We start from the raw sequence: 24,121 nt of genomic DNA, 5'->3' as shown, positions 1-24,121 counted from the left end.
CGGTCCCTGCTAGGGTGCAGGGGCCGCCTTCAGCAGAATGTCTTTGACCCGGTCGGCCTCGTCCACACGCAGGCGGACCGGCAGGGTCAGCACCTTGTTTCGAAAGGCAGGCGGCAGGCGCACGGCGTCCTTCTCCGTCGTGACCATCTGCGCGCCTAACAGCCGGGCGTCGTTTTCCAATCGAGTCATGAGTGCCTGTGTCAGCGGCTGGTGATCATCCAGCGCTTCGGCCCGCAGAACATCCGCCCCCAGCGTGCGGAGGGTCTGAAAGAACTTCTCTGGGTGCCCGATACCGGCAAAGGCCAGAACCCGCGTATCACCCCAGTCCATTCCGGTTTGCAGCGGTTCCACCGCGCCCATCGCACGCGGCACCGTTAGCTTTGAGCCCCAGTGGTCGGCAAACACGCCCTGCGCCGGGGCGTCACCCAGCGACAGGACCAAATCGGCGCGCTGCAGCCCGGTATCGACGGGTTCTCGCAAGGGGCCCGCAGGCAGGCACAAGCCGTTGCCAAAGCCGCGCCCAGCATCCACCACGATGATCGAGAAATCCTTGGCGACCGAGGGGTTCTGGAACCCGTCATCCAGAACGATCACCGTCGCCCCGCCTGCCGCAGCGGCGCGGGCCCCGGCGGCGCGGTCTTTGGCGACCCAAACCGGGGCGAACATCGCCAGCAACAGCGGTTCGTCCCCGACCTGCGCCGCCGTGTGTTTGGCCGGATCGACCCGCACCGGGCCATCCAGCGAACCGCCATGGCCGCGGCTAACCACATGGGGCGCGTGCCCGCCACTGCCAAGCTGCTCAATCGCCCAAATCACGGTCGGGGTTTTTCCAGTTCCACCTGCGTTCAGATTGCCGACGCAGATCACCGGAACACCGGGCCGTATGTCCGGCTCAGACGCCACCCGCCGCGCCGTGGCTAATGCGTAAATCCTGCCCAGCGGCGCCAAAAGCCGCGCGCGCAGGTCCAGCCGGTCCGGGGCGGTGTTCCAGAACTCAGGCGCCCGCATCTTGTGCACTCCGTTGGTCCAGCGCTTCCTGTATCCTGTCGATCAACAGGTCCGCCTGTGGTGCGCCTTCGGTGATCATCTCCCACCCGGCCAGCGCCATATCCGCAGACCGGTCCGGGGCCAGAAGCGCTTCGACCGCGTCGCCCAATTCGGTGGCGGTTCGCACCTCCTGCGCTGCATGGGCCTGTTTTAGGCGATCATACATGTCCTGATAGCGGTGCACAAAAGGGCCATGGATGATGGCCGACCCCAGCGCGATGGCCTCTAGCGGATCGCGACCGCCCGCGCCGCGTTCCAATGAGCTGGCCATGAAACTGACCGACGACACGCGGTGCCACAGGCCAAGGTCTTCGGGTTCCGAGGACAGGATGACCTGCGTGGTATCCTCGATCGGTGCGCCGTCATCCCAGTTGGCGCAGCGCAGGTCCATCGCCTCGAGCCGCCGGTGCAGCGGCGCGGCCTCGCTGGTGTCGGCCACGTGCAGGATCAGCGCCAGCCGAGGCAGAACCCGCAGGGCCTGACGGTGGGCGCTGAGGACCGAGATGAATTCTTTGTCGATCACCCCGGCGGCCAGCCAAACTGGACGCCCGGCAAAGGCGTGAGTGATCTCGATCAGTTCGTCCTCGGGCCAGGACCGGGGGATCGGGCTGATCTGCAGCGGCGGGGCCTCGGCGACTTTGGTCGAGGTGACGCCAAGCCGCCGGATCTGGCGCGCAGCGTCCGCCGTTGGCGCAAGGATCGTCTGGAAACAGTCGAACGTGCATCGGGCGATATCAGGCAGCCAGCGCACGCCCAGTGGCACCGTGATATCCGGCTGCGCCTCGATCAGGATCATCGGGATGCCGTGTTCGTCGGCGCGGGTGATCAGGTTGGGCATCAGCCCGCCGCCAACCCAAAGCGCCATGTCGGGTTGCCAATGATCCAGAAAGCCGCGCGTGGTTCGGGCGTTGTCCACCGGCAGAGCGACCAGAGGATAGGGGTCGCCTGTCCAACCGGTCAGATCGGTTTCGGGCGGTGCGGTCAGAAGAACCGAGATGCCGGGTCGGGTTTGCTGCAGGCGCAGACAGAAATCGCAGACCGCGCGCAGCCTGTCCTGCGCGGCGACATGCACCCACAGCACCTCGCCTTCGGGGCGCGGCAGTTCGTAGTGACCGGCCGCGTTGGGTCTGTTCCAGGACAGAATCCGGTAAGCCGCAAGGCTCAATGAGCGTTGCTTGCTCATGCCCCGATCCCGGGGCCGTTCGGGTCGAGCTGCGCCGATATCTGAGCGTGCAGGCCAGAGCCTGTGCCGATCACGCCATTTAGACGCGGATGGGCATTGTTGAACCGCAGCGGCTGGCCGGTTCTGTCGGTGCAGATGCCCCCGGCCTCGCGAATGATCAGATCGCCTGCGGCAATGTCCCATTCCCAACTGGGCCGCAGGGTCAGCATCCCGTCGAACCGCCCCTGCGCCACCAGCGCCATGCGATAGGCCAGCGAGGGGCGATAGGCGCGTTTGAAGGCCGGAGGCTCGCCCTGCCGCCAGTGATGCGGATCAAGGTTGGGTTTTGCGGCGAGCAGTTCCGCTTGCGCTAGTACAGCATTGTCCGATGCGCGTAGAGGCTGCCCGTTCAGCGTTGCCCCCTGATCCTTGGCGGCGGCGTAAAGCAGGTCGCGCTGGGGCAGATAGACCACGGCGGCGGTAACTTCGCCGTTATCCGCGACCGCCAGCGAATGGGCCCAAGTGCGGGACCCTTCGGCAAAGCTGCGGGTGCCGTCGATTGGGTCGATCACAAACACATGGTCGCGGGTCAGGCGGTCCGAGGTATCCTCGGTCTCTTCGCTCAGCCAGCCATAGCCGGGCCGGGCAGAAGGCAGGCGTTGTTCCAGCATCGCGTTGACGGCCAGATCAGCCTCGGTCACCGGACCGGCCCCGCCGGGTTTGTCCCAGCGCTGCGCCTGCGCGCCGGAATACCGGGTTGCGATCTTTCCCGATTCAAGCGCGGCCTCAATCAGCAGGGGCAGGTCAGTTGCCGGCAAGTGTCATCCCTTCGATCAGCACCGAGGGCACGACGCGCGACAGATGGGTCCGCGCGTCATTGGCCGGGATGATCCGTTTCAGCATGTCGCGCAGATTGCCCGCGATGGTGCATTCGTTGACCGGATAGGTGATCTGCCCGTTTTCAACCCAGAAGCCCGAGGCCCCACGGGAATAATCGCCAGTGTTGGGGTTGATCGTCGACCCGATCATCGAGGTCACCAACAGCCCGGTGCCCATATCGCGCAGCAGATCGGCCCGGCTGCACTCGCCCTGCGTCAGGCTCAGGTTCCAGTTGCTGGGTGAGGGCGGACCGGACACCCCGCGCGCGGCGTTGCCGGTGGATGTCATCTCAAGCTTGCGGGCGCTGGACAGATCCAGCGTCCAGCCGGTCAACACGCCGTTTTCGACGATGGCCCGGCGGCGGGTCGGCAGCCCTTCGGCGTCGAAGGGGCGCGAGCCTGCGATGCGCGGGCGGTGCGGATCTTCGATCAGTGATAGATGGTCGGGCAGAACCTGTTCGCCCAGACTGTCCTTCAGCCAGGAGGCCCCGCGCGCGATGGCGGCACCGTTGCTGGCGGCCAGCAGGTGCCCGATCAGCGAGGATGAGATACGCTCGTCAAACAGAACCGGGAAGCTGCCGGTCGCAGGTTGGCGTGCGCCGACCTGTTCCACTGCGCGTTCGCCTGCGGTGCGCCCGATCTCGTCCGCACTGCGCAGGTCGGACTGAAAGGTCCGGCTGTCGCCGTCATAATCCCGCTCCATCCCGGTGCCTTCGCCCGAGATCGCAACGCATGAGGTTGACCGGCTGCTGCGTTCGTAGCCACCCGAAAAGCCATTGGTGGCCGCAAGATGCACCCGGTGCGTGCCATAGCTGGCAGCCGCGTCCGAGACTTGTGAGACACCCTGAACCGCCAGCGCCGCAGCCTCGGCGGCCAGCGCGTCTTGCATCAGCGCCTCGGCGGTGGGTTCGGGGGTGGGGTCGCACATCTCCAACGCCTGCATGTCCCAACCGGTGGCCAGTTGATCGCTGTCGGCCAGCCCGGTGAACGGGTCTTCGGGGGCCTCTCCGGCCATCGCAACGGCGCGCTCCGCCATCGCGGTCAGCGTTTCCGGGCGGCTGTCCGAGCTTGAGACGATAGCCTGCCGTTTTCCCAGAAACACGCGCAGCCCCAGATCGGTGCCCTCGGACCGTTCCGCATGCTCCAGCGCTCCGCCGCGCACCTCGACCGAGACCGAAGAGCCGTCAAGGACAATTGCATCAGCCGCTTCGGCCCCTGCCTTGCGGGCCGCGTCCAGCAAATTCTGGCTGATTTCTTCTGGTGTTCGGGTCATGACGCCTCCGGAGTGGTTGCACAGGACGTAGCCCCGGACCGTCCGTCCCGCAAGACCTGTGAACCGATTGAAGTATGAACAAATCTTGTGGAAACCCGGCGGCCCCGGGTGCATGGGGAAGAAGGCCGCCTGATCTCGGCCTTCTTCCGGGGCGCATTATTTGATGCGCTGACCGTTGGCTTCAATCTGGCCGTTTTCCTTGAACTCGATCGTCGAATTCAGCGTGTCTGGCCCGTCACCCGGCACCGCCATCATGCCCATCATCATCCGGGCCCCCAGCGCGTCGCTTTCTCCGATCACACCCATGCCGATCAGCGTGTCGATCAGCGCATTCGCGCCCGAAAGCTGCAGGTTCGCCACGCCCGAGGGCGCAGGCATCCCGCCGAATTCTTCGGTGTTCGAGTTGTCGAAGGTGAAATCCCCGTCTCCGCTCAGTTTCGCGCCGACCAGCGACACCAGCAATTCGTTGATTTTCAGCGAATGCAGCTCACCGGGCGCTTCTTCCGAGGTTTCCAACTGGGCGGCGGTTTCGGGATCGAAGATGTTCATCAAGACCTTCGCCGTGCCGGTGGCGTCCAGCGCAATGGTTGCCGGATCGCGCGGCAGGGCACCGGCGGGGTCAAAGATGCTCCACAACACGTCGGACATGGTGAAATCGGTCAGGTTGACAGCAAAGCCAAAGGGCTGAATCTCTTCGGATTGTTTGACCGGGAATTCGAACTTCAGACCGGCGCTGTCCATCGCAATCTCGATTGGAAAGGGCAGATCGGCAGTGGTCACCGCCAGCTTGGTGCTGTTCTGTTCGATGTCATAGGCCAGGCGCTGGGCGTCGATGCTGGCCGCGAACCGTCCGCCCTCGGACGAGCTGCCCATGGAAAAGGCCTGACCCTCGCTGGAGCCGCTGATATCCGTGGCACCCGAGGCATAGGTGAAATTGCCCGAGAAGGAAAAACCGGCCTCGTAAAACGCCTGCGGATCGGACAGATCGAACCCGGCCGGGATAACGTTTTCGCCTTCGAAGGACAGCTCTTTCAACGACCCGTCGATCAGGCCGGTATCCCCGTTTTCCGGCTCTTTGAAACGCAGGGTATAGGCCATTTCACCAGCCTTGAAGGTCTGTGTGACGTCCCGGTTTTCACCGATGCGCATGCGCGAGCTTCCGGCCAGATCGCTCATGTTGAAGCTGACGCCCAGGGCGTCTTCGGGCAGATCCTCGCCTTCGACCTTGAGCGAATCCAGCACGATCCCCAGCGCGTTGGCGCTGTAATCATAGGTCATGTCGTCCGGCGAGCCCGACACGACCATATCAAGCTGATCATGGGAATAGACCACGTCGACCGAAAACGCCTCACCCTCGGCGTCGCCGGACACGGTCATGGGAAAGCTGTTGGGCAGGCCGATGCTGACCGTGCCATCGCCGTTTTCGGTGAGGTCCATTGCAGGCACGGTGACGGTGAACTGCCCGTCCTCTTCCGGCATATCCAGCGTAACCGTCATGTTCGAGATGGTGGTCACATCGCCCGACACGCTCTGATCGCCGGTGACGGTGTAGCCCATCGACTCGAAATAGCTCTGCCAGTCGGACCAGACATCATCCGCGGTCAGATCGGCCAGCGCGCCTTGGGTGGCGACGGCATAAGCCAAAGCTGCGCCACAGCTGCGGCGTAGAAAAACAGACATAGGATACCCTTCGTTATCAATTTTGCGCGCATCGTCGGGTCTGGGGCTGCCATCGTCAAGGGGCAAGGGGTAGACCGGTTCCCCGTTTCCGCGCTACCCCTGCAGAAAGTGATCGGCACAACAGAGAAGGAGCGGCACATGCAGGGGAAAACGGTACTCATAACAGGCGCCAGCCGTGGCATCGGGGCCGAGGCGGGGCGCGTTTTTGCCGCAGCCGGGGCCAATGTCGCGCTGGTGGCGCGCAGCGGCGATCAGATCAACGCGCTGGCGGCAGCACTGGGCGACAACGCCATCGCGCTGACCTGCGATGTCAGCGATTTCGCGCAGGTCGAACAAGCGGTGGCCGATTGCGTGGCGCGCTTTGGCGGACTGGATGTGCTGATCGGCAATGCAGGGGTGATCGAGCCGATCTTTCACCTGTCCAACGCCGATGTCGCCAACTGGAGCCAGGCGATCGACATCAACCTCAAAGGCGTGTTCTACGGCATGCGTGCGGCCCTGCCGGTGATGCGCGCGGCGGGTGGCGGGACGGTGCTGACCGTATCTTCGGGCGCGGCGTCCAATCCGGTTGAGGCGTGGAGCCATTATTGCGCCTCCAAAGCCGGGGCGAAAATGCTGACCGAATGCCTGCATCTGGAAGAGGCGCATAATGGCATCCGCGCGATGGGCCTGTCGCCGGGTACGGTTGCCACGGATATGCAGCGGGTGATCAAGGCCAGCGGCATCAACCCGGTCAGCCAGTTGGATTGGGATGTTCACATTCCGGCGGACTGGCCCGCGCGGGCGTTGCTGTGGATGTGCGCAGCCGATGCGAATGAGTTTCTGGGTACGGAAATCTCGCTGAGGCAGGAGGACATTCGCGCAAGGATTGGCCTGACGTGATCGACCTGACGCAAGAAGACGGTCTGTGGACCGTCACAATCAACAACCCCGGCAAGGCAAACGCGCTGACCGGGGCGATGCTGACGGAACTGGCCGAGATTGCCGAGGCCGCCACCGAAGCGCGGGCGCTGATCCTGACTGGCGCAGGCAAAGTGTTCAGCGCCGGGGCCGACTTGGAGGAGGCCCGGGCGGGGCTTGCGACCTCGGACGTGTGGGAGCGGTTGTCAGGTGCTATTGCCGCGCTGCCCTGCCTGACCGTTGCGGCGCTGAACGGCACTCTGGCGGGTGGGGCGAACGGTATGGCGCTGGCTTGTGATCTGCGTATCGCGGTGCCGTCGGCCAAGTTTTTCTACCCGGTCATGAAGCTGGGATTTCTGCCGCAACCCTCTGATCCCAAACGCATGTCTGCGCTGATCGGACCGGCCCGAACCCGGCTGATCCTGATGGCAGGGCAGAAGATCACCGCGCAGGAGGCGTATACCTTTGGCCTCGTGGATCGCGTGGTCGAACCCGAGGACCTGATGCAGACGGCCCGCGATCTGGTGGCCGACAGTCTGGCGGCCGATCCAAAGATTGCCGCAGGTATTGCAAGGCTCTGCGGATGAGGCTGTCTGCCCTACGCCTGCGCGTTGCCGACCCCGAGCGGCTGTCCGCTTTCTACCGTGATGTGCTCGGTATGTCGGTGCGCGCCGAGGGGCCGAACCGTCGCGTGGGCTACAAGGGCCAGGATGCCGACCTGCTGCTGATGCCCGGGGGTGGTGGCTATGCCCATGACCGGGGGCAGCGCTATTGGAAGATCGGCCTGACCCTGCCCGATGTCGATCTGGTCGCCGCGGCGCTGCGCCAGCACCGCATCACCGTCAGTGCGCCGAACCAGTTTCTGGACGTCGGCTATATGTGCCACCTGAGCGACCCCGAAGGCTTTGTCATTGAACTGCTTCAGCACGATTTCGAAGGCAATCGCCCCAAAAACGCGGCGGACTCTGAGGCCCCGTTTGCGCAGGCACGGATTGGCCAGATCACCCTGCGGACAGGGGATATCGCGGCTGAAGATTCGTTCTGGCGCGCGCAAGGCATGCACCTTCTGTCCGTGCAGGACGTGGCCCTCTATGGCTTCGACCTTCATTTCTATGCATTTACCGAGGACAGCCCACCGGACCCCGATCTCTGGTCGGTGAAAAACCGCGAATGGCTGTGGAAACGACCCTATACGACGCTGGAATTCCAGCATGCGACGGGTGCGCGCTTTGCCCCGGTGCCCGATTTCAAGGGAGTTGAGGTTGAGGGGCTGGAAGCCCCTCTGACAGATCCCTTTGGCGATCCGGTCCTGCCCGGCTGATCACCTACCTCGCCGCTTGCCCGGAATTTTCGACCGGAATCCGGGCGGGCGTTTTCGGACCCAGTCCAGAAATTTCTCAAGCCGGGGATGAGCGCGCAGGTCCTCGACCGTGTTGAAATTGCGAGCCAGTTCCGCCTCGGTCAGGGTGGCGTGGACCTCTTTATGGCAGATCTGGTGCAGCAGGACGGTCGGTCCGCCCTTGCCTCCTTTGAGTTTTGGGATCAGATGATGCAGGCTGCCCGACCCGTCGGGGATCGGGCGGTCGCAGAGCGGACAGATCGGATCGCTGGTCGTCATGGGGCAAGGATGTGCGCCAACGGGCGACCAAGGCAAGAGGGTGAGAATGGCGCAGGCAGTGGTGATCGGGGCAGGGCCAGCGGGTCTGATGGCCGCAGAGCAGCTTGCCGCCGCTGGTCACGGGGTGATTGTGGCCGAGGCAAAGCCGTCGGTCGCGCGAAAGCTTCTGATGGCGGGGAAGTCGGGGCTGAACCTGACAAAGGATGAACCGTTTGACGCTCTGATCCGGTCTTATGACGAAGCGGCCGAGTGGCTGCACCCGATGATCGCCGAATTTGACTCCGAGGCGGTGCAGGACTGGGCGCGGGGCTTGGGGCAGGAGCTGTTCACAGGCTCGACGGGCCGGGTGTTTCCCAAGGTCATGAAAGCCTCACCGCTTTTGCGCGCGTGGCTTGCACGGCTGGCAGAGGCCGGGGTTGAGATCAGAACCCGCTGGCGCTGGACCGGATGGGATGGAAACGCACTGACCTTCGAAACGCCGGAGGGGCCGCAGAGGCTGAGCGCGGACGTCACGATCCTTGCGATGGGTGGGGCCAGTTGGGCGCGGTTGGGCTCGGATGGGCTCTGGGCCAAGACGCTTGCTGATCACGGCGTGTCGCTTGCCCCATTTGCCCCGTCAAACTCCGCGCTCTCGGTTGACTGGAGCGCCCATATGCAGCCCCATTTTGGGGCCGCGCTGAAATCGGTGCGTTGGATGGCGGGCGAGTTCGACAGCCGGGGTGAGGCCACGATCTCTGAGACCGGGTTGGAGGGGGGAGGTCTTTATTCCCTGACTCCCGCAATGCGCATTGGTGCGGATTTATGCGTCGATTTGCTGCCCGATCTGGACAATCAGACGCTGCAGGCGCGATTCGCGGCCAAGAGCCCCAAGACCACATTGACGCAATGGATGAAAAAGTCGCTGAACCTGCCGCCGCAGAAGATCGCTCTGTTTCACGAGATGTCCAAGCAAATGGCCTTGCCCAAGGGGCAGGAGATTGCGGTGCTGAAACGGCTTCCGATCCTTGGCGCGCGCCTGCGCCCGATCGATGAGGCGATCTCGACGACGGGTGGCGTGCGGCGCGATGCGGTGGATGATGGCCTGATGCTAACCGCCAGACCGGGCGTGTTCTGCGCCGGAGAGATGCTGGATTGGGAGGCCCCGACTGGCGGCTACCTGCTGACCGCTTGTCTTGCGACGGGTCGATGGGCGGGCAGGTCGGCGGCTGAATGGGTGCAGACCAATCCCAAAGACCGGTGATCAGCGCGACCGGGCCAGCATCGCTAATCGGATCATCGCCCTCTCTACCAGTGCCATGGCTGGCGCGGTTTGCCCGGCAGATCGCAGCGACAGGTCGGTATCGGTCAGCACCGTCAGCGCGGTTTGCAGTTTGGGCGCCCCCCAGCCCTGCGCCTGTCGCAGGATACGGTCGCGCCGCTTGCCATAGACCGGCGGGCGCAGCTTGCCGATTCCCTGCGCCGCCCCGCCCGGGTCCGACGCGCAGGCGTAGAGCGTCCGGAAATGCCGTGTGGCACCGATGCACAATGTGACACCGTTGGTCCCCTGCGCCTGCAGGCGGCGGATCAGCGGCCCGATCTCTCCGGCGCGGCCCTCGGCGACCACGTTAAGCACATCGTCCAGCGCGGCCTCGGTCGAGCGGGGGGCGCAGGCTTCGATGTCGTCAATGTTCAGTTCCGAAGAATAGCCGCGTTTGTAGAGCGAAAGTTTCTCAACCGTCTGGGCGAAATCGCCGGGGCTGAGGCTGGTGGCCAACTCGCTCAGCGCCGACATCGAGTCGCGCGGGATGTTCTGCAACCCGGCCTGCGCCAGCACCCGCTCGACCTCGGCCCGCGAGGGCGGATCGTCGTAGATGCCGACGGCATAAGCGTTGGCATGTGCTTCAAACGCCTTGCGAACCTTGGAACTTGGCTTGAGCTGCCCCGCCGTCACGATAATCTGGGCATCACCGGGCACCCAATCCTCGAGCGCAGCAAGAATCGAGGGCGCGGCGGAATCGGTCGTGTCCTCGACAAACACCGCGCGGGGGCCGGGGAAGAACCCAACCGCCTTGACTGCATCCAGCAACAAAGCCGGATCACCGCGCAGGTCACTGCCGGGCAGGCGGGTCAGGCGCATTTCCTCTTCGGCACCGGCCCCCAGAAGCGCGGCGAGGACTTGCTGGCGTTTCAGGGCCACGCGCATCGCATCCACGCCATAGATCAGCAGGCCGGTTTTGTCCGCGTCCGGTTTGGCGAAATAGCCATCCGCCTCGCGCGGGCTCAGCTTCATGCGGTCAGGCCCGGCGTGGCGTAGAGGCGATTCATGATCTGGCTCGACAGAATCACCATCAGCCGTTCTTTCGCGTCCCGCTCATCCGCCAGTGTTGACACGGTGGACCCTGCGGCGGAATAGCCGACAAAGTCGGAAACAGTGCCCGACGCCACGATCTGGCCGGTTTCATTCGACCGCAACGCGTATTGCGCCTGCCCGTCGATGGAATAGCGGTTGGTTTCGTTGGTCGTGGTGATCGCGGCGGCGCGGATTTGGGTCGAGACCTTCACGTCCAGTTTATAGGCCCCGCCCGAAGTCGCGCTGCGGCCCAGTTGCTGTTCCAGATTCTGCACCAGAAGAAAGCTGTCGACTGTATTCGGGGCCGAAACGGCAACTTTGCCATAAAGCTCTGATCCCGATCCGCCCGGAGCATAGACTGGCTGGAACCCGCAGGCGGCCAGCGCGAAGGGCATCAGCAATAGGGTTCTGCGCTCAAACGACGACATTCACGATCCGGCCCGGGACTACGATTACTTTCTTGGGTGCAGCGCCATCCAGCGCCTTTTGCACAGCTTCGGTGCTGAGCGCGATTTTTTCAACCTCGTCCTTGGCCATGTCTTTCGCCACGCTGATTTCCGCACGGCGCTTGCCATTGATCTGGATGGGTAGGGTGACAGTGTCATCGACCAGCATCGCCTCATCCGCGACCGGCCAAGGGGCGGTGGCGACCAGACCTTCGCCGCCCAGCAAGTGCCAGAGTTCCTCGGACAGGTGCGGTGTCATTGGCGACATGAGTTGCGCCAGCGTCTTGGCGGCCTCACGCTTCGCGGCAGAGCCCGCCTTGGACTTCGCCAGCGTGTTGGTAAAGGCATAAAGCTTTGCGATGGAGGCGTTGAAGCCGAAGGATTCAACCCCACCCGAGACATCGTGGATGGCTTTGTGCATCTCGCGCAGCAGAGTTTCATCCTCGGCATTGGACGGGGCGTCCGATTCGGCAATCTCGGACGCGATGCGATGAACGCGGCTGAGGTGTTTGAATGCGGCTTCGGCGCCGGATGCGGTCCATTCCACGTCGCGCTCGGGCGGCGAATCGGACAGCACGAACCATCGTGCGGTGTCCGCTCCGAAAGCCGAGATGATGCTGACCGGGTCCACCACGTTTTTCTTGGATTTCGACATTTTGGCCGAGGGGATGATCTCGACCTCGGTGCCGTCGGCCAGTTTGCCGTCGGTCACGTCCTCGGGCAGGTGATAAACCGGGCGACTATTGGCGTCGCGGGTCTGGTAGATCTCATGCGTCACCATGCCTTGGGTGAACAGGGCATCGAACGGTTCGATGGCCTTTTTCGGCAGGTGGCCGGTGATGTTCATCGCCCGCGCGAAGAAGCGGGAATAGAGCAGGTGCAGAATCGCGTGCTCGATCCCGCCGATATACTGGTCGACATTCATCCAGTATTCAGCTTCGGCCAAATCGGTGGGCGTTTCTGCGCGTGGAGCGGTGAAGCGGGCGAAATACCAGGACGAATCGACGAAGGTGTCCATCGTGTCGGTTTCGCGCTTGGCAGGAGTTCCGCAGGACGGGCATGCGCAATCGCGCCACGTGGGATGACGGTCCAGCGGGTTGCCGGGTTTGTCAAAACTCACATCATCGGGCAGGCGGACCGGCAGGTTCTCTTTCTTCTCAGGCACCACGCCGCAGCTTTCGCAATGCACAACGGGAATCGGGCAGCCCCAATAGCGCTGGCGGGAAAGGCCCCAGTCGCGCAGGCGGTATTTGGTGACGCCTTCACCCCAACCGGCTTTCTCGGCGAAATCGACGGTGGTGTTGATGGCCTCGTCACCGGTGGCTTCGGTCAGGCCCGCAAAATGGTTCACCCAGCGGACTTTTTCGGTTTTCGGCGGGACAAATGCGATCTTGTCGACCGGCGTGTCATTGTCGAGTGCGAAGAAGGTATCAACAACCGGCAACCCGTATTTGCGGCAGAAATCCAAATCGCGCTGGTCATGCGCCGGGCAGGCAAAGATCGCGCCGGTGCCGTAGTCCATCAGGATGAAGTTGGCGATCCAGACAGGCAGTTCCCAATTCGGGTCCAGCGGGTGTTTGACCTTGATGCCGGTGTCATAGCCCAGCTTTTCAGCTGTTTCGATGGCTTCTTCGGTGGTGCCGCCCTTGCGGCATTCCGCAACGAATTCAGCGGCTTCCGAGTTCTCAGCCTCAAGCTGTTTGGCAATCGGGTGATCCGGAGAAATGCCGACAAAAGACGCGCCCAGCAGTGTATCGGGGCGAGTCGTATAGACGGTGATCGGCTCTCCACCATCGGTGCGGTCAAAGGAAAACTGAAGCCCGCGTGACTTGCCGATCCAGTTTTCCTGCATCAGCCGCACCTTGGCGGGCCAGTTGTCCAGAGTATCCAGCGCGTCCAGAAGTTCCTCGGAATAATCCGAAATCTTGAAGAACCACTGAGTCAGCTCGCGCCGTTCCACCAAAGCCCCCGAACGCCAACCGCGCCCGTTTTCAACCTGTTCGTTGGCCAAAACGGTCATGTCGACCGGGTCCCAGTTCACCACGGCGTTCTTGCGATAGACCAAGCCGGCCTCAAGCATATCCAGAAACAGCGCCTGTTGCTGGCCATAATATTCGGGATCACAGGTGGCAAATTCGCGCGACCAATCAATCGACAGGCCCAAAGGCTTCATCTGCCCGCGCATGTCAGCGATGTTGCCATAGGTCCAGTCTTTTGGATGGCCACCAATCGCCATCGCGGCGTTTTCTGCAGGCATCCCGAATGCATCCCACCCCATCGGGTGTAGAACGTTATGCCCGGTCGCCAGTTTGTGCCGCGCGATCACGTCGCCCATAGTATAATTGCGCACATGCCCCATATGGATTCGGCCCGAGGGGTAGGGGAACATCTCAAGCACATAGTATTTCGGCTTGTCCGCCTTGTGGTTGGCGGTGAAGATCCCGGCCTTGTCCCAGGCCTCTTGCCATTTTGCTTCGATTTCGGTGGCCGAGTAGCGCGACATCATGCGGTCCTTCGTGAATGAAAACGCCGGGACAGAGCCCGGCGTGGTCTTAGAGTGAATTTCGTCGGGTTGCTAGAACTTACTGTCTGCAATGCGTAGCTGGCGCGCCCGCGACAGGATGGCATCCTCGACCGCGCGGGTGGTTGCGGCGCTGACCGGGGCACCGCCGCTGGTCTGGAGCGCAACCGACAAAGAGCGCGCCGCAAGGGCCGGGTCGCTGATGTGTACGGTCGCCCGATAGGATCGGCCCCCACCCGGAGGTGTGCCGTAACCCGTTACAATTACGCCGGTAAACGGATCGACCTCTTGCACGGGCAGGAAACTCAGCACATCCAGCGATGCGGACCAGAGATAGCGGTTCACATTTGTCGTCTGTTCCGCGTTGCTGCGGTCGAAAACATCCCAGATGGTCGAGCGGTTCGGGTCGTTCAGTTCCTGCTCGTCCGTATTACCGCCTGTGATCAGGTTGGGATTGTAGGCCGACGGAGAAGGGCGATTCTGCCCGCAGGCCGAGACTGTCGCCGTCAGCACGATCAAACCCAGAATCTTCGGCATGCGCATGGTCTGTCAGTCCTGTTTCGCTGTTTACGCGTGGTTCGGGTGATACTCCTAGACAAGGACCCATGGCGCAACAACCCTATTCTTAGGAAATATACGCATCCCAACCGGATAACGGGGCGGAAAAGGACTGTGGCATCCTTGCACCAATTTATTCCCAATGAAGCCAATGCACTTATGCCAAGCTTGCGTGAAGGGGGCAAAAAGAGCGAAACGGTGTCCGTGCTGAGACATGTGCAGAGGCATGTGTCGAGTAGAAATTTTGAAACCGAGGGAAACAAGATGAAAAAAGTTCTCTTCGCAACGACGGCGCTGATCGCGACCGCAAGCGTTGCAGCAGCTGAAGTTCGCTTCAGCGGTTACGGCCGTTTTGGTCTGGGTTACGCAGAAGACCGCTCCGGTACTGTAACCAACTTCTCCACTTCGGGTGGCGTTGTAACAGCCACCAACACTGCAGTTGTTGACACCGACGACACCATCCTGGTCTCGCGCTTCCGTCTGAACATCGACGGCATCGTTGAAACTGACGGTGGCGTACGCTTTGAAGGTCGTGTTCGTCTGCAAGCCGACGAAGACAGCGGCAACGGCGAAGCCAACGAAGCAGGCCTGAACGGCGCACGCTTCTCGGTCATCTTCGGCGGTCTGCGTGTTGACGCGGGCAACGTTGCAGGTGCCTTCGACAACCTGGCAAACTACTACGGTAACGAAGTCGGTCTGGAACTGTTCGCTGGTCAGTACTCGGGTGTTGACTATGACTTCCTGGCCTACTCGTCGACCGGTGCCGGCTCGAACGCTGTGTTCTTCCAGTACGCAGTTGGCGATTTCGCCTTCGGCGCATCCTATGACCAGCTGACCGTTGGTGTGAACGGTGCTCCGACCGACGCTGACCGCTGGGACATCAGCGCGACCTACACCTTCAACAACATCACCGCAGCTGTTGCTTACGGTCAAACCGACCTGCCGAGCGGCTTCGGCAGCAACCCGAGCCTGGCTGTTCTGACCCTGGGTGCAGAATTCGGCGACTTCTCGGGTACTCTGTTCGTTGCTGACGACCAGACCGAAGTGTCTGCAACTGACGGCACCGCATACGGTCTGTCGGCTGCTTACAACCTGGGCGCTGCAACCACCCTGCTGTTCACCTACGGTGACGGTTCGGCGGATGCTGACCTGCAGCAGATTGCTATCGGTGCAACCTACGACCTGGGTGGCGGCGCATCGCTGCGTGGCGGTATTGGCCGCAACGACTGCGACATCTGCTCGAGCGACCAGATCGTTGCTGACTTCGGTGCTCAGTTCAACTTCTAAGTTGATCTGAACCACAGAGTTTAGGGGCGGGTCTTCGGACCCGCCCTTTTCTTTTGCGCCAACATGGTGTTTTCCTGCGCGTAACACTGAGTGAGGAAAGCCATGTCGCTGCAAGACATCTCCGCCCGTATCGCCAATGCCGAAGCCAGCGCCGGACGGGCTGCGGGGTCCGTCAGGCTGATCGCTGTGTCCAAAGTGCAGCCTAATGAAAGGGTGCATGCGGTTCTGGAACAGGGCCATCGCTGTTTCGGCGAGAACCGGGTGCAGGAAGCCGCTGGTAAGTGGCCCGCTTTCAAAGAGCAATTCGAGGGCATTGATCTGCATCTCATCGGCCCCTTGCAAACCAACAAGGCCCGTCAGGCGATGGAGCTATGTGACGCGATCCACTCAGTCGATCGGCCAAAGCTGGCAAAAACGCTGGCCCGACTGGCGCAGGAGATCGGCGCCTGTCCGGATCTGTTCATTCAGGTCAACACGGGCGAAGAGGATCAGAAGGCTGGCGTCATGCCTGCAGACGCGGATGGGTTTATTGCCGAGTGTCAGGGCCTTGATCTGTCGGTGCGCGGTTTGATGTGCATCCCTCCGGTCGAAGAGGAACCGTCGCTGCACTTCGCCCTGCTGGCCAAGATCGCTGCGCGCAACGGGCTAAAGGGCCTGTCGATGGGAATGAGCAGCGATTTCGAACAGGCCATTGCCCTGGGTGCAACTCATGTGCGGGTCGGCTCGGCCATTTTCGGAGAACGGGTTAAACCGCAGGAATGATCAGGCGCGTGCCCGGCGCAATCCGGCCTGCAATCCAGCGCAGATGTTCGCGCCTGAATGCCACGCAGCCCTCGGTCGGATAGCCCGGACGCCGCCATTGGTGCAGAAAAATAGCCGAGCCCATGCCGGGCACCGCATTTGGCCAGTTCCAGTCGGTGATCAGCACCAGATCATAAAGCGGGTCCGCTCGGCGCAGCTTTTCATGACTGAAATTGTAAGGCGCGCTGACCAGTTGATTATAGTCCCGGTCGGCCACGTCATCAGACCATAGGTCCTGCGGCCCGATTGGCCTGGCCCAGCAGGCGGGCGACGCGATCCGATCGGGCCGGTAGAGCATGCCGACAATGCGATGCACCCCTGTTGGGGTTGCCCCGTCGCCTTCGCGTTTGGAATTGCTCAACCCGCCTTTCCCGATCGAGCAGGGAAATACACGGCCCTGGAACCGCACCCCTTGGGAGGTCAGAACCAGATCATAAGGCGTCACAGCAAATGCCCGGATTTCGCTGCCTTCGTCGCCAGATACCCGCGGTTATGGGCGGTTTCCCCGACTTTCAGTGGCACGCGTTCGGTTACGGCAATGCCCGTACGCTCCATCATCGCAATCTTGGCGGGATTGTTGGTCAGCAAGCGCACCGATGTGAAACCCAGAGATTTCAGGATGTCCGAGCCCAGCCGGAAATCCCGCTCATCATCCTCGAACCCCAGCCGGTGATTGGCCTCGACCGTGTCAAAGCCCTGATCCTGCAGGAAATAAGCGCGCATCTTGTTGGCCAGCCCGATGCCGCGCCCTTCCTGGTTCAGATACAGCAGAACGCCTGCACCCTCGGTGCCCATCTGCGCCAGCGCCCCGCGCAATTGCGGGCCGCAGTCGCATTTCAGACTGCCCATCAGATCGCCGGTGAAACAGGCCGAATGTAGCCGTGCCAGAACCGGTTTGTCGCGATCCGGGCGGCCGATCTCGACGGCGTAGTGTTCTTCTCCGCCGTCTTCGGGGCGAAAGACATGCAGGCGCCCGGCCTCGGACACTTCCATCGGCAGTCGGGCGGCAACCACCGGGTGTAACGCACTGCGCGCCGCCAGATGCGGCGCGGCGCGGCTGTGATCGATACATGTCAGCCCATTGTCCAACGCAAAGGTCCGGCCAGCTTCAACCGGTACCACGACCACCGCAGGCAGCAACCGTGCGGATTTGGTCAGCGCAATAGCCAACCGGTGCAGATTGGCATTGCCCTGCCGTTCCGTCATCAGCGGGCCCTTCATCGGGGTGCTCAGATCGTCCGAGGGGTCTGCCACCGCCTGCACCCAGCCGATATCCGCGTCCGAGGGAATCAGCACCCGCGCCAGATCGCCGTCATAGGCGCGTGCCTTCAGCGTTTCCGCCCGCCGTCCGGTGATCGCGACCACCGGCTCGCCGCCCACACCCCGCAGATCGGCCAACCGCTGGGCCGCGAGCGTCTCGGTCGGAACCGCAAGCACGCTGCCGCCGCCGTCGTCGGTCAAAACCACCGGAACACCCATGCGCAGGTCTGCGCGCGCGCGCGCAAGCAGTTCAGTTATATCGGGGATGAGACTCATCTATGTTACCCTATAACGTCCACCGCCACTGGTACTGCTTTCAAACGGAAATGTGAAACAATTCCTCCGGGTCTGACACGAAGGCGTGAGGCGATTGCAGCATATCTTGCTGATTGCATGTTCGACGCGCAAGTGATGGAAAAGGCTTAGGAGGACCGGGAAATGGCTCAGCTCAAGAAAATCCTGCTGGTGGATGACGACGAAGACCTGCGCGAAGCGCTCAGCGAACAGCTTGTTATGACCGAGGATTTCGACGTGTTCGAAGCATCAGACGGTCAATCCGCGATGGAACGCGCGCGCGAGGCGATCTACGATCTGGTCATTCTCGATGTAGGCCTGCCCGACACCGACGGGCGCGAGCTGTGCCGCCTGATGCGCAAACAAGGCGTCAAAAGCCCGATCCTGATGCTGACTGGCCATGACAGCGACGCCGACACGATCCTGGGTCTGGATGCGGGCGCCAATGATTATGTCTCGAAGCCGTTCAAATTCCCGGTTCTGCTGGCCCGCATCCGTGCTCAGCTGCGCCAGCACGAACAGTCCGAGGACGCGGTCTTTGTGCTTGGCCCCTACACGTTCAAACCGTCGATGAAGATGCTGATCACCGAGGAAGACCGCAAGATTCGTCTGACCGAGAAGGAAACGAATATCCTCAAGTTTCTGTATCGCTCCACCGATGGCGTGGTCGCCCGCGATGTGCTGCTGCACGAGGTTTGGGGCTATAACGCAGGGGTCACGACCCATACGCTTGAAACCCACATCTATCGACTGCGGCAGAAGATCGAACCCGATCCGTCGAATGCACGCCTTTTGGTCACAGAATCCGGCGGATATCGCCTGGTCTCTTGATCAGCGGTAGATTGACCTGGATCAAAGTGATACTCTGTAGACATATTTAGGGTACTCCCAACCCGCGCATGTCCGGGTTATGACATGCACCTCCCTGTTGGACTGCCGGGCCTGATGGCCCGGCCTTTTTTTGTTTTTGAACCCCGTTTTGGGCACTTCTTGCCAAGACTTGCGGCGCGGGTCGGGTGACTTGACTTGTCCATAGGAACCAGCGCCAATGCATTCCTGCACTTGGGGAGGATCAGAAAATGGCGGGCGATATCTGCACCTTATTGAATATTGAGAAACCCATCCTTTCGGCCCCGATGGGCGGGGCCGCTGGGCCCGCGCTTGTTGCGGCGGTCTGCAATGCGGGCGGCTATGGGGTTATTCCGCTGTGGGGCAAGCCGTCCGAACAGGTCGCGGCGGGAATTGATCAGACACGCGCGCTGACGGACCGCAATTTTGCCGTCAACCTGAACCTCGCCTTTCCCTTCGACGAACAGCTGCAGATCTGTATCGACAAGCAGGTTCATGCGGTATCCCTGTTCTGGGGCATGGAGCCATCTGCCATCGCCAAGGCCAAGCAGGCCGGTTTGATTGTGATGGCCAGCATCGGGACCGCGGATGAGGCCCGGATCGCGCAGGACGCCGGCGCGGACGTTATCGTCGCGCAAGGGTGGGAAGCTGGCGGCCATGTCTGGGGGCAGGTCTCGACCATGGCGCTGATTCCGGCGGTGGTCGATGCCGTTTCGATCCCCGTCGTCGCGGCAGGTGGCATTGCCGATGGGCGCGGCATGGCGGCGGCCTTGATGTTGGGGGCGTCCGCCGTCTGGATCGGAACCCGGTTTCTGGCCAGTGCCGAGGCCACCATCCATGACGACTATCGCAGCCGCATCCTGACCGCGACTGAGGCGCAGACGGAATGGTATCACGACCTCTATGATGTGAAATGGCCGCAAGCGCCGCATCGTGCGCTGCAAAACTCGACCTCTCGGACGTGGAAGGCTGCGGGGTCTGCGGGCCCCGGTCACCGCCCGGACGAAGAGCAGGTGATCGGCCACCGACCTGACGGAGAGGCCGTGCTGCGATATCAAAGCTATACCCCTTTGCAAGGCACCGATGGCGATGTCGAGGCGATGTCACTTTGGTCGGGTCAGGGGGTCTCGTTGGTGCGCAAGGTTATGCCCGCTGCCGAGATCGTGGATGAGATTTTTGGGGACGCGCAGGCGGTGCTGCAATCGGGGGCATCGCGGCTTTGAACTAAACGGGTGCTTTTCGATGGCACCCCCATCCGTCCCGCGCTAACCTCGCGCCAACCCGCGACAGAGGAATCCACACATGCCGTTCACCCTTGCCACTTGGAACATCAACTCGGTTCGCCTGCGCGAGCCTATCGTGTTGAAATTGCTTCAAGAAGAAGCCCCGGATGTGCTGTGCCTGCAAGAGTGCAAATCGCCGGTCGAGAAGATCCCGACCGAGGGGTTTGCCGCTCTGGGTTACACCCACATGATCGCGCGGGGGCAAAAGGGGTATAACGGCGTCGCGATCCTGTCGCGCCTGCCGATGGAGGAGGTGGGTGATAAGGATTTCGCCGATCTGGGCCACGCGCGGCACATTGCGGGCCGGTTGGAAAATGGCGTAACGATCCATAATTTCTATGTCCCCGCAGGCGGCGATATCCCGGACCGTGAAAAGAATGAGAAGTTCGGCCAGAAACTGGACTACCTCACCGACATGCGCGACTGGTTCCATGCGGAAAAGCCCGAGAAATCGATCCTGGTCGGCGACCTGAATATCGCTCCGCGCGAGGACGATGTGTGGTCGCACAAACAATTGCTCAAAGTGGTCTCGCATACGCCGATCGAGGTCGAAACGCTGGCCGAGACGCAGGATGCGGGCGGTTGGGTCGATATCACGCGCAAGGATATTCCCGAGGGTCAGCTATATAGCTGGTGGTCCTATCGCGCCCGCGACTGGGATGCGGCTGATAAGGGGCGGCGGCTGGATCACGTCTGGGCTACGCCCGATATTTCGAACGCCGGTCACTCCAGCCGCATCCTGCGCGACGCGCGCGGATGGGAGAAACCCAGCGATCACGCCCCGGTCTTTGCAACATTCGACCTGTGATTGTGCAACTCTGGACTTGGTTTCTGCCCCACGTGGTTGCATATAGGGCCCAAATTCGAACGAAAGAGTGATTGCCATGGACCTTCTGAACCCCGCAGCCGGACCTGAGACCGCCGATCTGATCAAGGATGGGTCCGAGGCCACCTTTATGGCCGATGTCGTCGAAACCTCGCAGGAAACGCCGGTTATCGTCGATTTCTGGGCCCCGTGGTGCGGCCCGTGCAAGACGCTGGGTCCTATGCTGGAAGAGGCCGTAACCGCCGCCAAGGGCGCGGTGAAGATGGTCAAGATCAACGTGGATGAGGCGCAGATGATCGCCTCGCAAATGCGCATCCAGTCGATCCCGACCGTCTATGCTTTTTTCAAAGGCCAGCCAGTGGACGGGTTTCAGGGCGCTTTGCCAGGGTCCGAGATCAAGGCCTTTGTCGACCGCGTGATCGAAGCGGCGGGCGGCGAAAGCCCGGGCGGTCAGTTAGAGGATGCGGTACAGGCCGCCGAGGAAATGCTGGCCGAAGGGGCGGCGGTGGACGCGGCGCAGACCTTCTCGGCCATCCTCGGCGAAGACCCGAACCATGCTGCTGCCTATGGCGGTCTGGTGCGCGCGCATATCGCGGCGGGCGATCTGGATCAGGCCGAAGCGATTCTGAACGGTGCTCCGGCTGAAATTTCAGATGCGCCTGAATTGGAAGCCGCTCATGCGCAGCTTGAACTGGCGAAACAGGCCGCCGATGCAGGCCCCGTGGCCGAGCTGACTGCCGCGGTCGAGGCCGAACCGGACAACCATCAAACCCGGTTCGATCTGGCCCAAGCGCTGCACGCCAATGGTGATGTCGAGGACGCCGTGGCGCAGTTGCTGGAGCTGTTCCGCCGGGACCGCGAGTGGAACGACGGCGCGGCCAAGGCGCAGCTGTTCACGATCTTCGACGCGCTCAAGCCCAACGACCCGATTGTTCTGAACGGGCGGCGCAAGCTCAGCTCGATGATATTTGCCTAATTTCTGATCAGAGCTACACTCGGATACATGATGCATCCCGCTGACCTGCCGGAAACGGTATCCGTTTTTCCATTGCCCGGGGCGCTGCTGCTGCCCCGTTCGCGCCTGCCGCTGCATATTTTCGAGCCGCGCTACCTGCAGATGCTGGACGATGCGCTCAGGACCAAAGAGCGGCTGATCGGCATGGTCCAGCCTAACCCGTCAATCAGCGATGACAGCAAATTGCACCTGATCGGCTGCGCGGGGCGGGTCACCCAGTTTTCCGAAACCGAAGACGGGCGGTATCTGATCACCCTAACCGGTGTATCCCGGTTCCGCATCAAGGCCGAGTCGGACGGGTTCACCCCCTATCGTCGCTGCGAGGTTGCATGGGACGGGTTCGACCGCGATCTGGGCAAGGCCGAGAAGGACGACAATTTCAACCGCACCCGGTTCCTGACCCTGTTGGAACGCTTCTTTTCCTCGCGCCACCTGAACACCGACTGGGATTCGCTGAAGGATGCCGATGACGAATTGCTGGTCAACTCGCTGTCGATGCTGCTGGATTTCGAACCCGAGGACAAACAGGCCCTGCTGGAGGCCCCGTGCCTGCGCACGCGGCGCGAGACCCTTGTGACACTGATCGAGTTTGCCCTGCGCGGCGGCTCAAACGAGGAAACATTGCAATGAGCACCCCTGAACACGCCTTTGACCGCCACATGCTCGAGGCGCTGATCTGTCCGCAGACGCACACCACGCTGCACTACGATGCCGACAAGCAGGAGCTGGTGTCCAAAGCTGCCGGTCTGGCCTTTCCGATCCGCAACGGAATTCCGGTGATGCTGGTAGATGAGGCGCGCGAGTTGGATTAAATCCGGCGGCCCTGCAGCAGTTTCGGCAGGTCTCCGGTCAACCCGGCGGCCTCGCGCACAAAGCTGCGGCGTAATCCGGGCAGTGATCCGACAATCCCCATGCCGATATCCCGGCCCATCCTTAGCAGCGGATTATCGTTGGAAAACAGCTTGTTGAACACATCCGTCGCCATCGCCAGCGAGGCGGTGTCGAACCGCCGCCACTCCTGATACCGCTCCAGTACCAGCACTGAGCCGATGTCTTCGCCGCGCCGTCCGGCGAGCGTCAGAACCTCGGCCAGCGCGCCCACATCGCGCAGGCCCGCGTTCAGGCCTTGCCCCGCGATGGGGTGCATCCCGTGGGCGGCGTCGCCGACCAGCGCGAGGTGATCCGAGATGAAGGAATTGGCGATGGTCAGGTTCAGCGGATAGGTGAAGCGGTCGCCCTGCAGGCGGATATCGCCCAGAAAATCGCCGAAGCGGGGGCGCAGGACTTGCAGATAGTCGGTCTCGGACAGGGCATTGATACGCTGGGCGGTCTCGGTCCGTTCGCTCCAGACAATGGAACTGCGATTGCCGGTCAGCGGCAGAATGGCCAAGGGCCCCGGCGGCATGAAGAACTGATGCGCAATGCCGTGATGGGGCAGGTCGTGTTCGATGGCGCAGACCAGCGCGGTCTGGCCATAGTCCCAGCCGGTGCGTTTGATCCCCCCGCGCGCGGCTGTGCCGCTGCGGCGTCCGTCGCAGCCGACCACCAACTGGCCCAAAACGATAGACCCGTCATCAAGGGTCAGCGACACGCCTGTTGCATCGGTTTGTTGCGACACAACCGTCTTACCGCTGATCTGGGTGATGCGCTTCTCATCGCCCATCGCATCCAGAAAGGCGCGGCGCAGGTGGCGGTCCTCGACCATATAGCCCATCGGACCTTCTTCGATCTCGGCATGGTCGAAATGCATGAAAAACGGCGACGGGCCCGCGCCCGCATGGCCGTCGGTCACCTTGATCTCAAGCATCGGCTGGGCGTGATCGGCAACGCGATCCCACACGCCAATCGCATCCAGCAACCTTTGCGAGGCCAGCGCCAGCGCATAGGCCCGCCCGTCAAAGGCGGCGTTCTTGCGCACTTTCTCGGCCAGAGAATCAATTACGGTGACGGAATGCCCCGTCTGCGTCAAAGCCAGAGCCAGTGCGGGTCCGTTCAGGCCACCGCCAACGATCAAGATATCCGAAGCCTTAGTCATGCCCCGCACTATGCGCGCCCTTTCGGGATTGTCCATGTGCGGTCCTGTCGCTACCGTCC

General features: G+C 62.2%; 25 protein-coding genes. 12 read left to right on the top strand and 13 right to left on the bottom strand.

The window, feature by feature from the left end:
• Window positions 1-9 precede the first annotated feature (9 nt).
• The 5 genes from lpxK to ACR0JN_RS08310 form a co-directional block, all read right to left on the bottom strand.
• Complete coding sequence (gene lpxK, locus ACR0JN_RS08330; protein WP_480815829.1) at window positions 10-1,008, bottom strand: tetraacyldisaccharide 4'-kinase; 999 nt, start codon at window positions 1,006-1,008, stop codon at window positions 10-12.
• Window positions 995-2,230, bottom strand: a complete 1,236-nt coding sequence (locus ACR0JN_RS08325) for a 3-deoxy-D-manno-octulosonic acid transferase (RefSeq protein ID WP_480885116.1) — start codon at window positions 2,228-2,230, stop codon at window positions 995-997. The genes lpxK and ACR0JN_RS08325 overlap by 14 nt, the downstream gene beginning before the upstream one ends.
• Complete coding sequence (locus ACR0JN_RS08320; RefSeq protein WP_480885115.1) at window positions 2,227-3,027, bottom strand: inositol monophosphatase family protein; 801 nt, start codon at window positions 3,025-3,027, stop codon at window positions 2,227-2,229. Before ACR0JN_RS08320 ends, ACR0JN_RS08325 begins: the two co-directional genes overlap by 4 nt.
• Window positions 3,014-4,360, bottom strand: a complete 1,347-nt coding sequence (locus ACR0JN_RS08315; protein WP_480885114.1) for a TldD/PmbA family protein — start codon at window positions 4,358-4,360, stop codon at window positions 3,014-3,016. The genes ACR0JN_RS08320 and ACR0JN_RS08315 overlap by 14 nt, the downstream gene beginning before the upstream one ends.
• A gap of 156 nt (window positions 4,361-4,516) precedes the next feature.
• Complete coding sequence (locus tag ACR0JN_RS08310; RefSeq protein ID WP_480885113.1) at window positions 4,517-6,040, bottom strand: DUF2125 domain-containing protein; 1,524 nt, start codon at window positions 6,038-6,040, stop codon at window positions 4,517-4,519.
• A 138-nt stretch (window positions 6,041-6,178) separates the two neighbouring features.
• Between ACR0JN_RS08310 and ACR0JN_RS08305 the strand changes: the two genes are divergently transcribed.
• Genes ACR0JN_RS08305 through ACR0JN_RS08295 form a run of 3 tightly spaced genes read left to right on the top strand, consistent with a single transcriptional unit; the run spans window position 6,179 to window position 8,261 of the window.
• Window positions 6,179-6,922 carry an SDR family oxidoreductase gene (locus tag ACR0JN_RS08305; protein WP_480885112.1) on the top strand — a complete coding sequence of 248 codons (744 nt, stop codon included), beginning with the start codon at window positions 6,179-6,181 and terminating at the stop codon, window positions 6,920-6,922.
• A complete protein-coding gene (locus ACR0JN_RS08300; RefSeq protein WP_480885111.1) occupies window positions 6,919-7,527 on the top strand; it encodes an enoyl-CoA hydratase/isomerase family protein in 609 nt (202 codons plus the stop codon). Before ACR0JN_RS08305 ends, ACR0JN_RS08300 begins: the two co-directional genes overlap by 4 nt.
• A complete protein-coding gene (locus ACR0JN_RS08295) occupies window positions 7,524-8,261 on the top strand; it encodes a VOC family protein (RefSeq protein WP_480885110.1) in 738 nt (245 codons plus the stop codon). The genes ACR0JN_RS08300 and ACR0JN_RS08295 overlap by 4 nt, the downstream gene beginning before the upstream one ends.
• On the opposite strand, the gene ACR0JN_RS08290 is transcribed toward ACR0JN_RS08295, so the two are convergent.
• Entirely contained in the window at window positions 8,262-8,558 is a 297-nt protein-coding gene (locus ACR0JN_RS08290; protein WP_480885109.1) for an HNH endonuclease, read from the bottom strand.
• Window positions 8,559-8,604: 46 nt separating this feature from the next.
• Here ACR0JN_RS08290 and ACR0JN_RS08285 point away from each other — a divergent pair, with 46 nt between their 5' ends.
• Window positions 8,605-9,798 (top strand): TIGR03862 family flavoprotein, encoded by a 1,194-nt coding sequence (locus tag ACR0JN_RS08285; RefSeq protein ID WP_480885108.1) that lies wholly within the window; start codon window positions 8,605-8,607, stop codon window positions 9,796-9,798.
• On the opposite strand, the gene holA is transcribed toward ACR0JN_RS08285, so the two are convergent.
• The 4 genes from holA to ACR0JN_RS08265 all read right to left on the bottom strand — a co-directional run bounded on the left by holA (window position 9,799) and on the right by ACR0JN_RS08265 (window position 14,397).
• Window positions 9,799-10,827 (bottom strand): DNA polymerase III subunit delta, encoded by a 1,029-nt coding sequence (holA, locus tag ACR0JN_RS08280; protein ID WP_480885107.1) that lies wholly within the window; start codon window positions 10,825-10,827, stop codon window positions 9,799-9,801.
• On the bottom strand, window positions 10,824-11,315 hold the full coding sequence (gene lptE / locus ACR0JN_RS08275; protein WP_480885106.1) for an LPS assembly lipoprotein LptE: 492 nt from the start codon (window positions 11,313-11,315) through the stop codon (window positions 10,824-10,826). The genes holA and lptE overlap by 4 nt, the downstream gene beginning before the upstream one ends.
• A complete protein-coding gene (gene leuS, locus ACR0JN_RS08270) occupies window positions 11,302-13,836 on the bottom strand; it encodes a leucine--tRNA ligase (RefSeq protein ID WP_480885105.1) in 2,535 nt (844 codons plus the stop codon). Before leuS ends, lptE begins: the two co-directional genes overlap by 14 nt.
• Before the next feature lie 72 nt (window positions 13,837-13,908).
• On the bottom strand, window positions 13,909-14,397 hold the full coding sequence (locus ACR0JN_RS08265) for a DUF3576 domain-containing protein (protein WP_480815842.1): 489 nt from the start codon (window positions 14,395-14,397) through the stop codon (window positions 13,909-13,911).
• Window positions 14,398-14,676: 279 nt separating this feature from the next.
• On the opposite strand from ACR0JN_RS08265, the gene ACR0JN_RS08260 reads away from it, so the two are divergent.
• The gene (locus ACR0JN_RS08260; RefSeq protein WP_480815843.1) at window positions 14,677-15,699 is read left to right on the top strand and encodes a porin; all 1,023 of its coding nucleotides are present in this window, start codon (window positions 14,677-14,679) and stop codon (window positions 15,697-15,699) included.
• Window positions 15,700-15,801: 102 nt separating this feature from the next.
• Window positions 15,802-16,461: a YggS family pyridoxal phosphate-dependent enzyme gene (locus ACR0JN_RS08255; RefSeq protein WP_480885104.1), complete on the top strand. Its 660-nt coding sequence runs from the start codon at window positions 15,802-15,804 to the stop codon at window positions 16,459-16,461.
• On the opposite strand, the gene ACR0JN_RS08250 is transcribed toward ACR0JN_RS08255, so the two are convergent.
• Together ACR0JN_RS08250 and ribA are read right to left on the bottom strand one after the other, a co-directional pair.
• Complete coding sequence (locus ACR0JN_RS08250) at window positions 16,445-16,945, bottom strand: L,D-transpeptidase family protein (protein WP_480885103.1); 501 nt, start codon at window positions 16,943-16,945, stop codon at window positions 16,445-16,447. The two genes, ACR0JN_RS08255 and ACR0JN_RS08250, sit on opposite strands and share 17 nt — an antisense overlap.
• Entirely contained in the window at window positions 16,942-18,036 is a 1,095-nt protein-coding gene (gene ribA / locus ACR0JN_RS08245; protein ID WP_480885102.1) for a GTP cyclohydrolase II, read from the bottom strand. Before ribA ends, ACR0JN_RS08250 begins: the two co-directional genes overlap by 4 nt.
• A 162-nt stretch (window positions 18,037-18,198) precedes the next feature.
• Between ribA and ACR0JN_RS08240 the strand changes: the two genes are divergently transcribed.
• The 6 genes from ACR0JN_RS08240 to ACR0JN_RS08215 all read left to right on the top strand — a co-directional run bounded on the left by ACR0JN_RS08240 (window position 18,199) and on the right by ACR0JN_RS08215 (window position 22,839).
• A complete protein-coding gene (locus ACR0JN_RS08240) occupies window positions 18,199-18,885 on the top strand; it encodes a response regulator transcription factor (RefSeq protein ID WP_480815847.1) in 687 nt (228 codons plus the stop codon).
• A 248-nt stretch (window positions 18,886-19,133) separates the two neighbouring features.
• Window positions 19,134-20,126, top strand: coding sequence for an NAD(P)H-dependent flavin oxidoreductase (locus ACR0JN_RS08235; protein WP_480885101.1), 993 nt, complete (start codon window positions 19,134-19,136; stop codon window positions 20,124-20,126).
• A 79-nt stretch (window positions 20,127-20,205) separates the two neighbouring features.
• Window positions 20,206-20,994: an exodeoxyribonuclease III gene (locus tag ACR0JN_RS08230; protein ID WP_480885100.1), complete on the top strand. Its 789-nt coding sequence runs from the start codon at window positions 20,206-20,208 to the stop codon at window positions 20,992-20,994.
• A gap of 76 nt (window positions 20,995-21,070) precedes the next feature.
• The gene (trxA, locus tag ACR0JN_RS08225) at window positions 21,071-21,988 is read left to right on the top strand and encodes a thioredoxin (protein ID WP_480885099.1); all 918 of its coding nucleotides are present in this window, start codon (window positions 21,071-21,073) and stop codon (window positions 21,986-21,988) included.
• A gap of 27 nt (window positions 21,989-22,015) precedes the next feature.
• The gene (locus ACR0JN_RS08220) at window positions 22,016-22,657 is read left to right on the top strand and encodes an LON peptidase substrate-binding domain-containing protein (RefSeq protein ID WP_480885098.1); all 642 of its coding nucleotides are present in this window, start codon (window positions 22,016-22,018) and stop codon (window positions 22,655-22,657) included.
• Window positions 22,654-22,839: a Trm112 family protein gene (locus ACR0JN_RS08215; RefSeq protein WP_480615716.1), complete on the top strand. Its 186-nt coding sequence runs from the start codon at window positions 22,654-22,656 to the stop codon at window positions 22,837-22,839. The genes ACR0JN_RS08220 and ACR0JN_RS08215 overlap by 4 nt, the downstream gene beginning before the upstream one ends.
• Here the strand turns inward: ACR0JN_RS08215 and ACR0JN_RS08210 are convergent.
• Window positions 22,836-24,062, bottom strand: coding sequence for an FAD-dependent monooxygenase (locus ACR0JN_RS08210; RefSeq protein WP_480885097.1), 1,227 nt, complete (start codon window positions 24,060-24,062; stop codon window positions 22,836-22,838). The genes ACR0JN_RS08215 and ACR0JN_RS08210 overlap by 4 nt on opposite strands.
• Window positions 24,063-24,121 lie beyond the last annotated feature (59 nt).

This window comes from Ruegeria sp. G12 (assembly GCF_056533565.1).
This window is presented reverse-complemented; position numbering and strand designations above follow the sequence as displayed.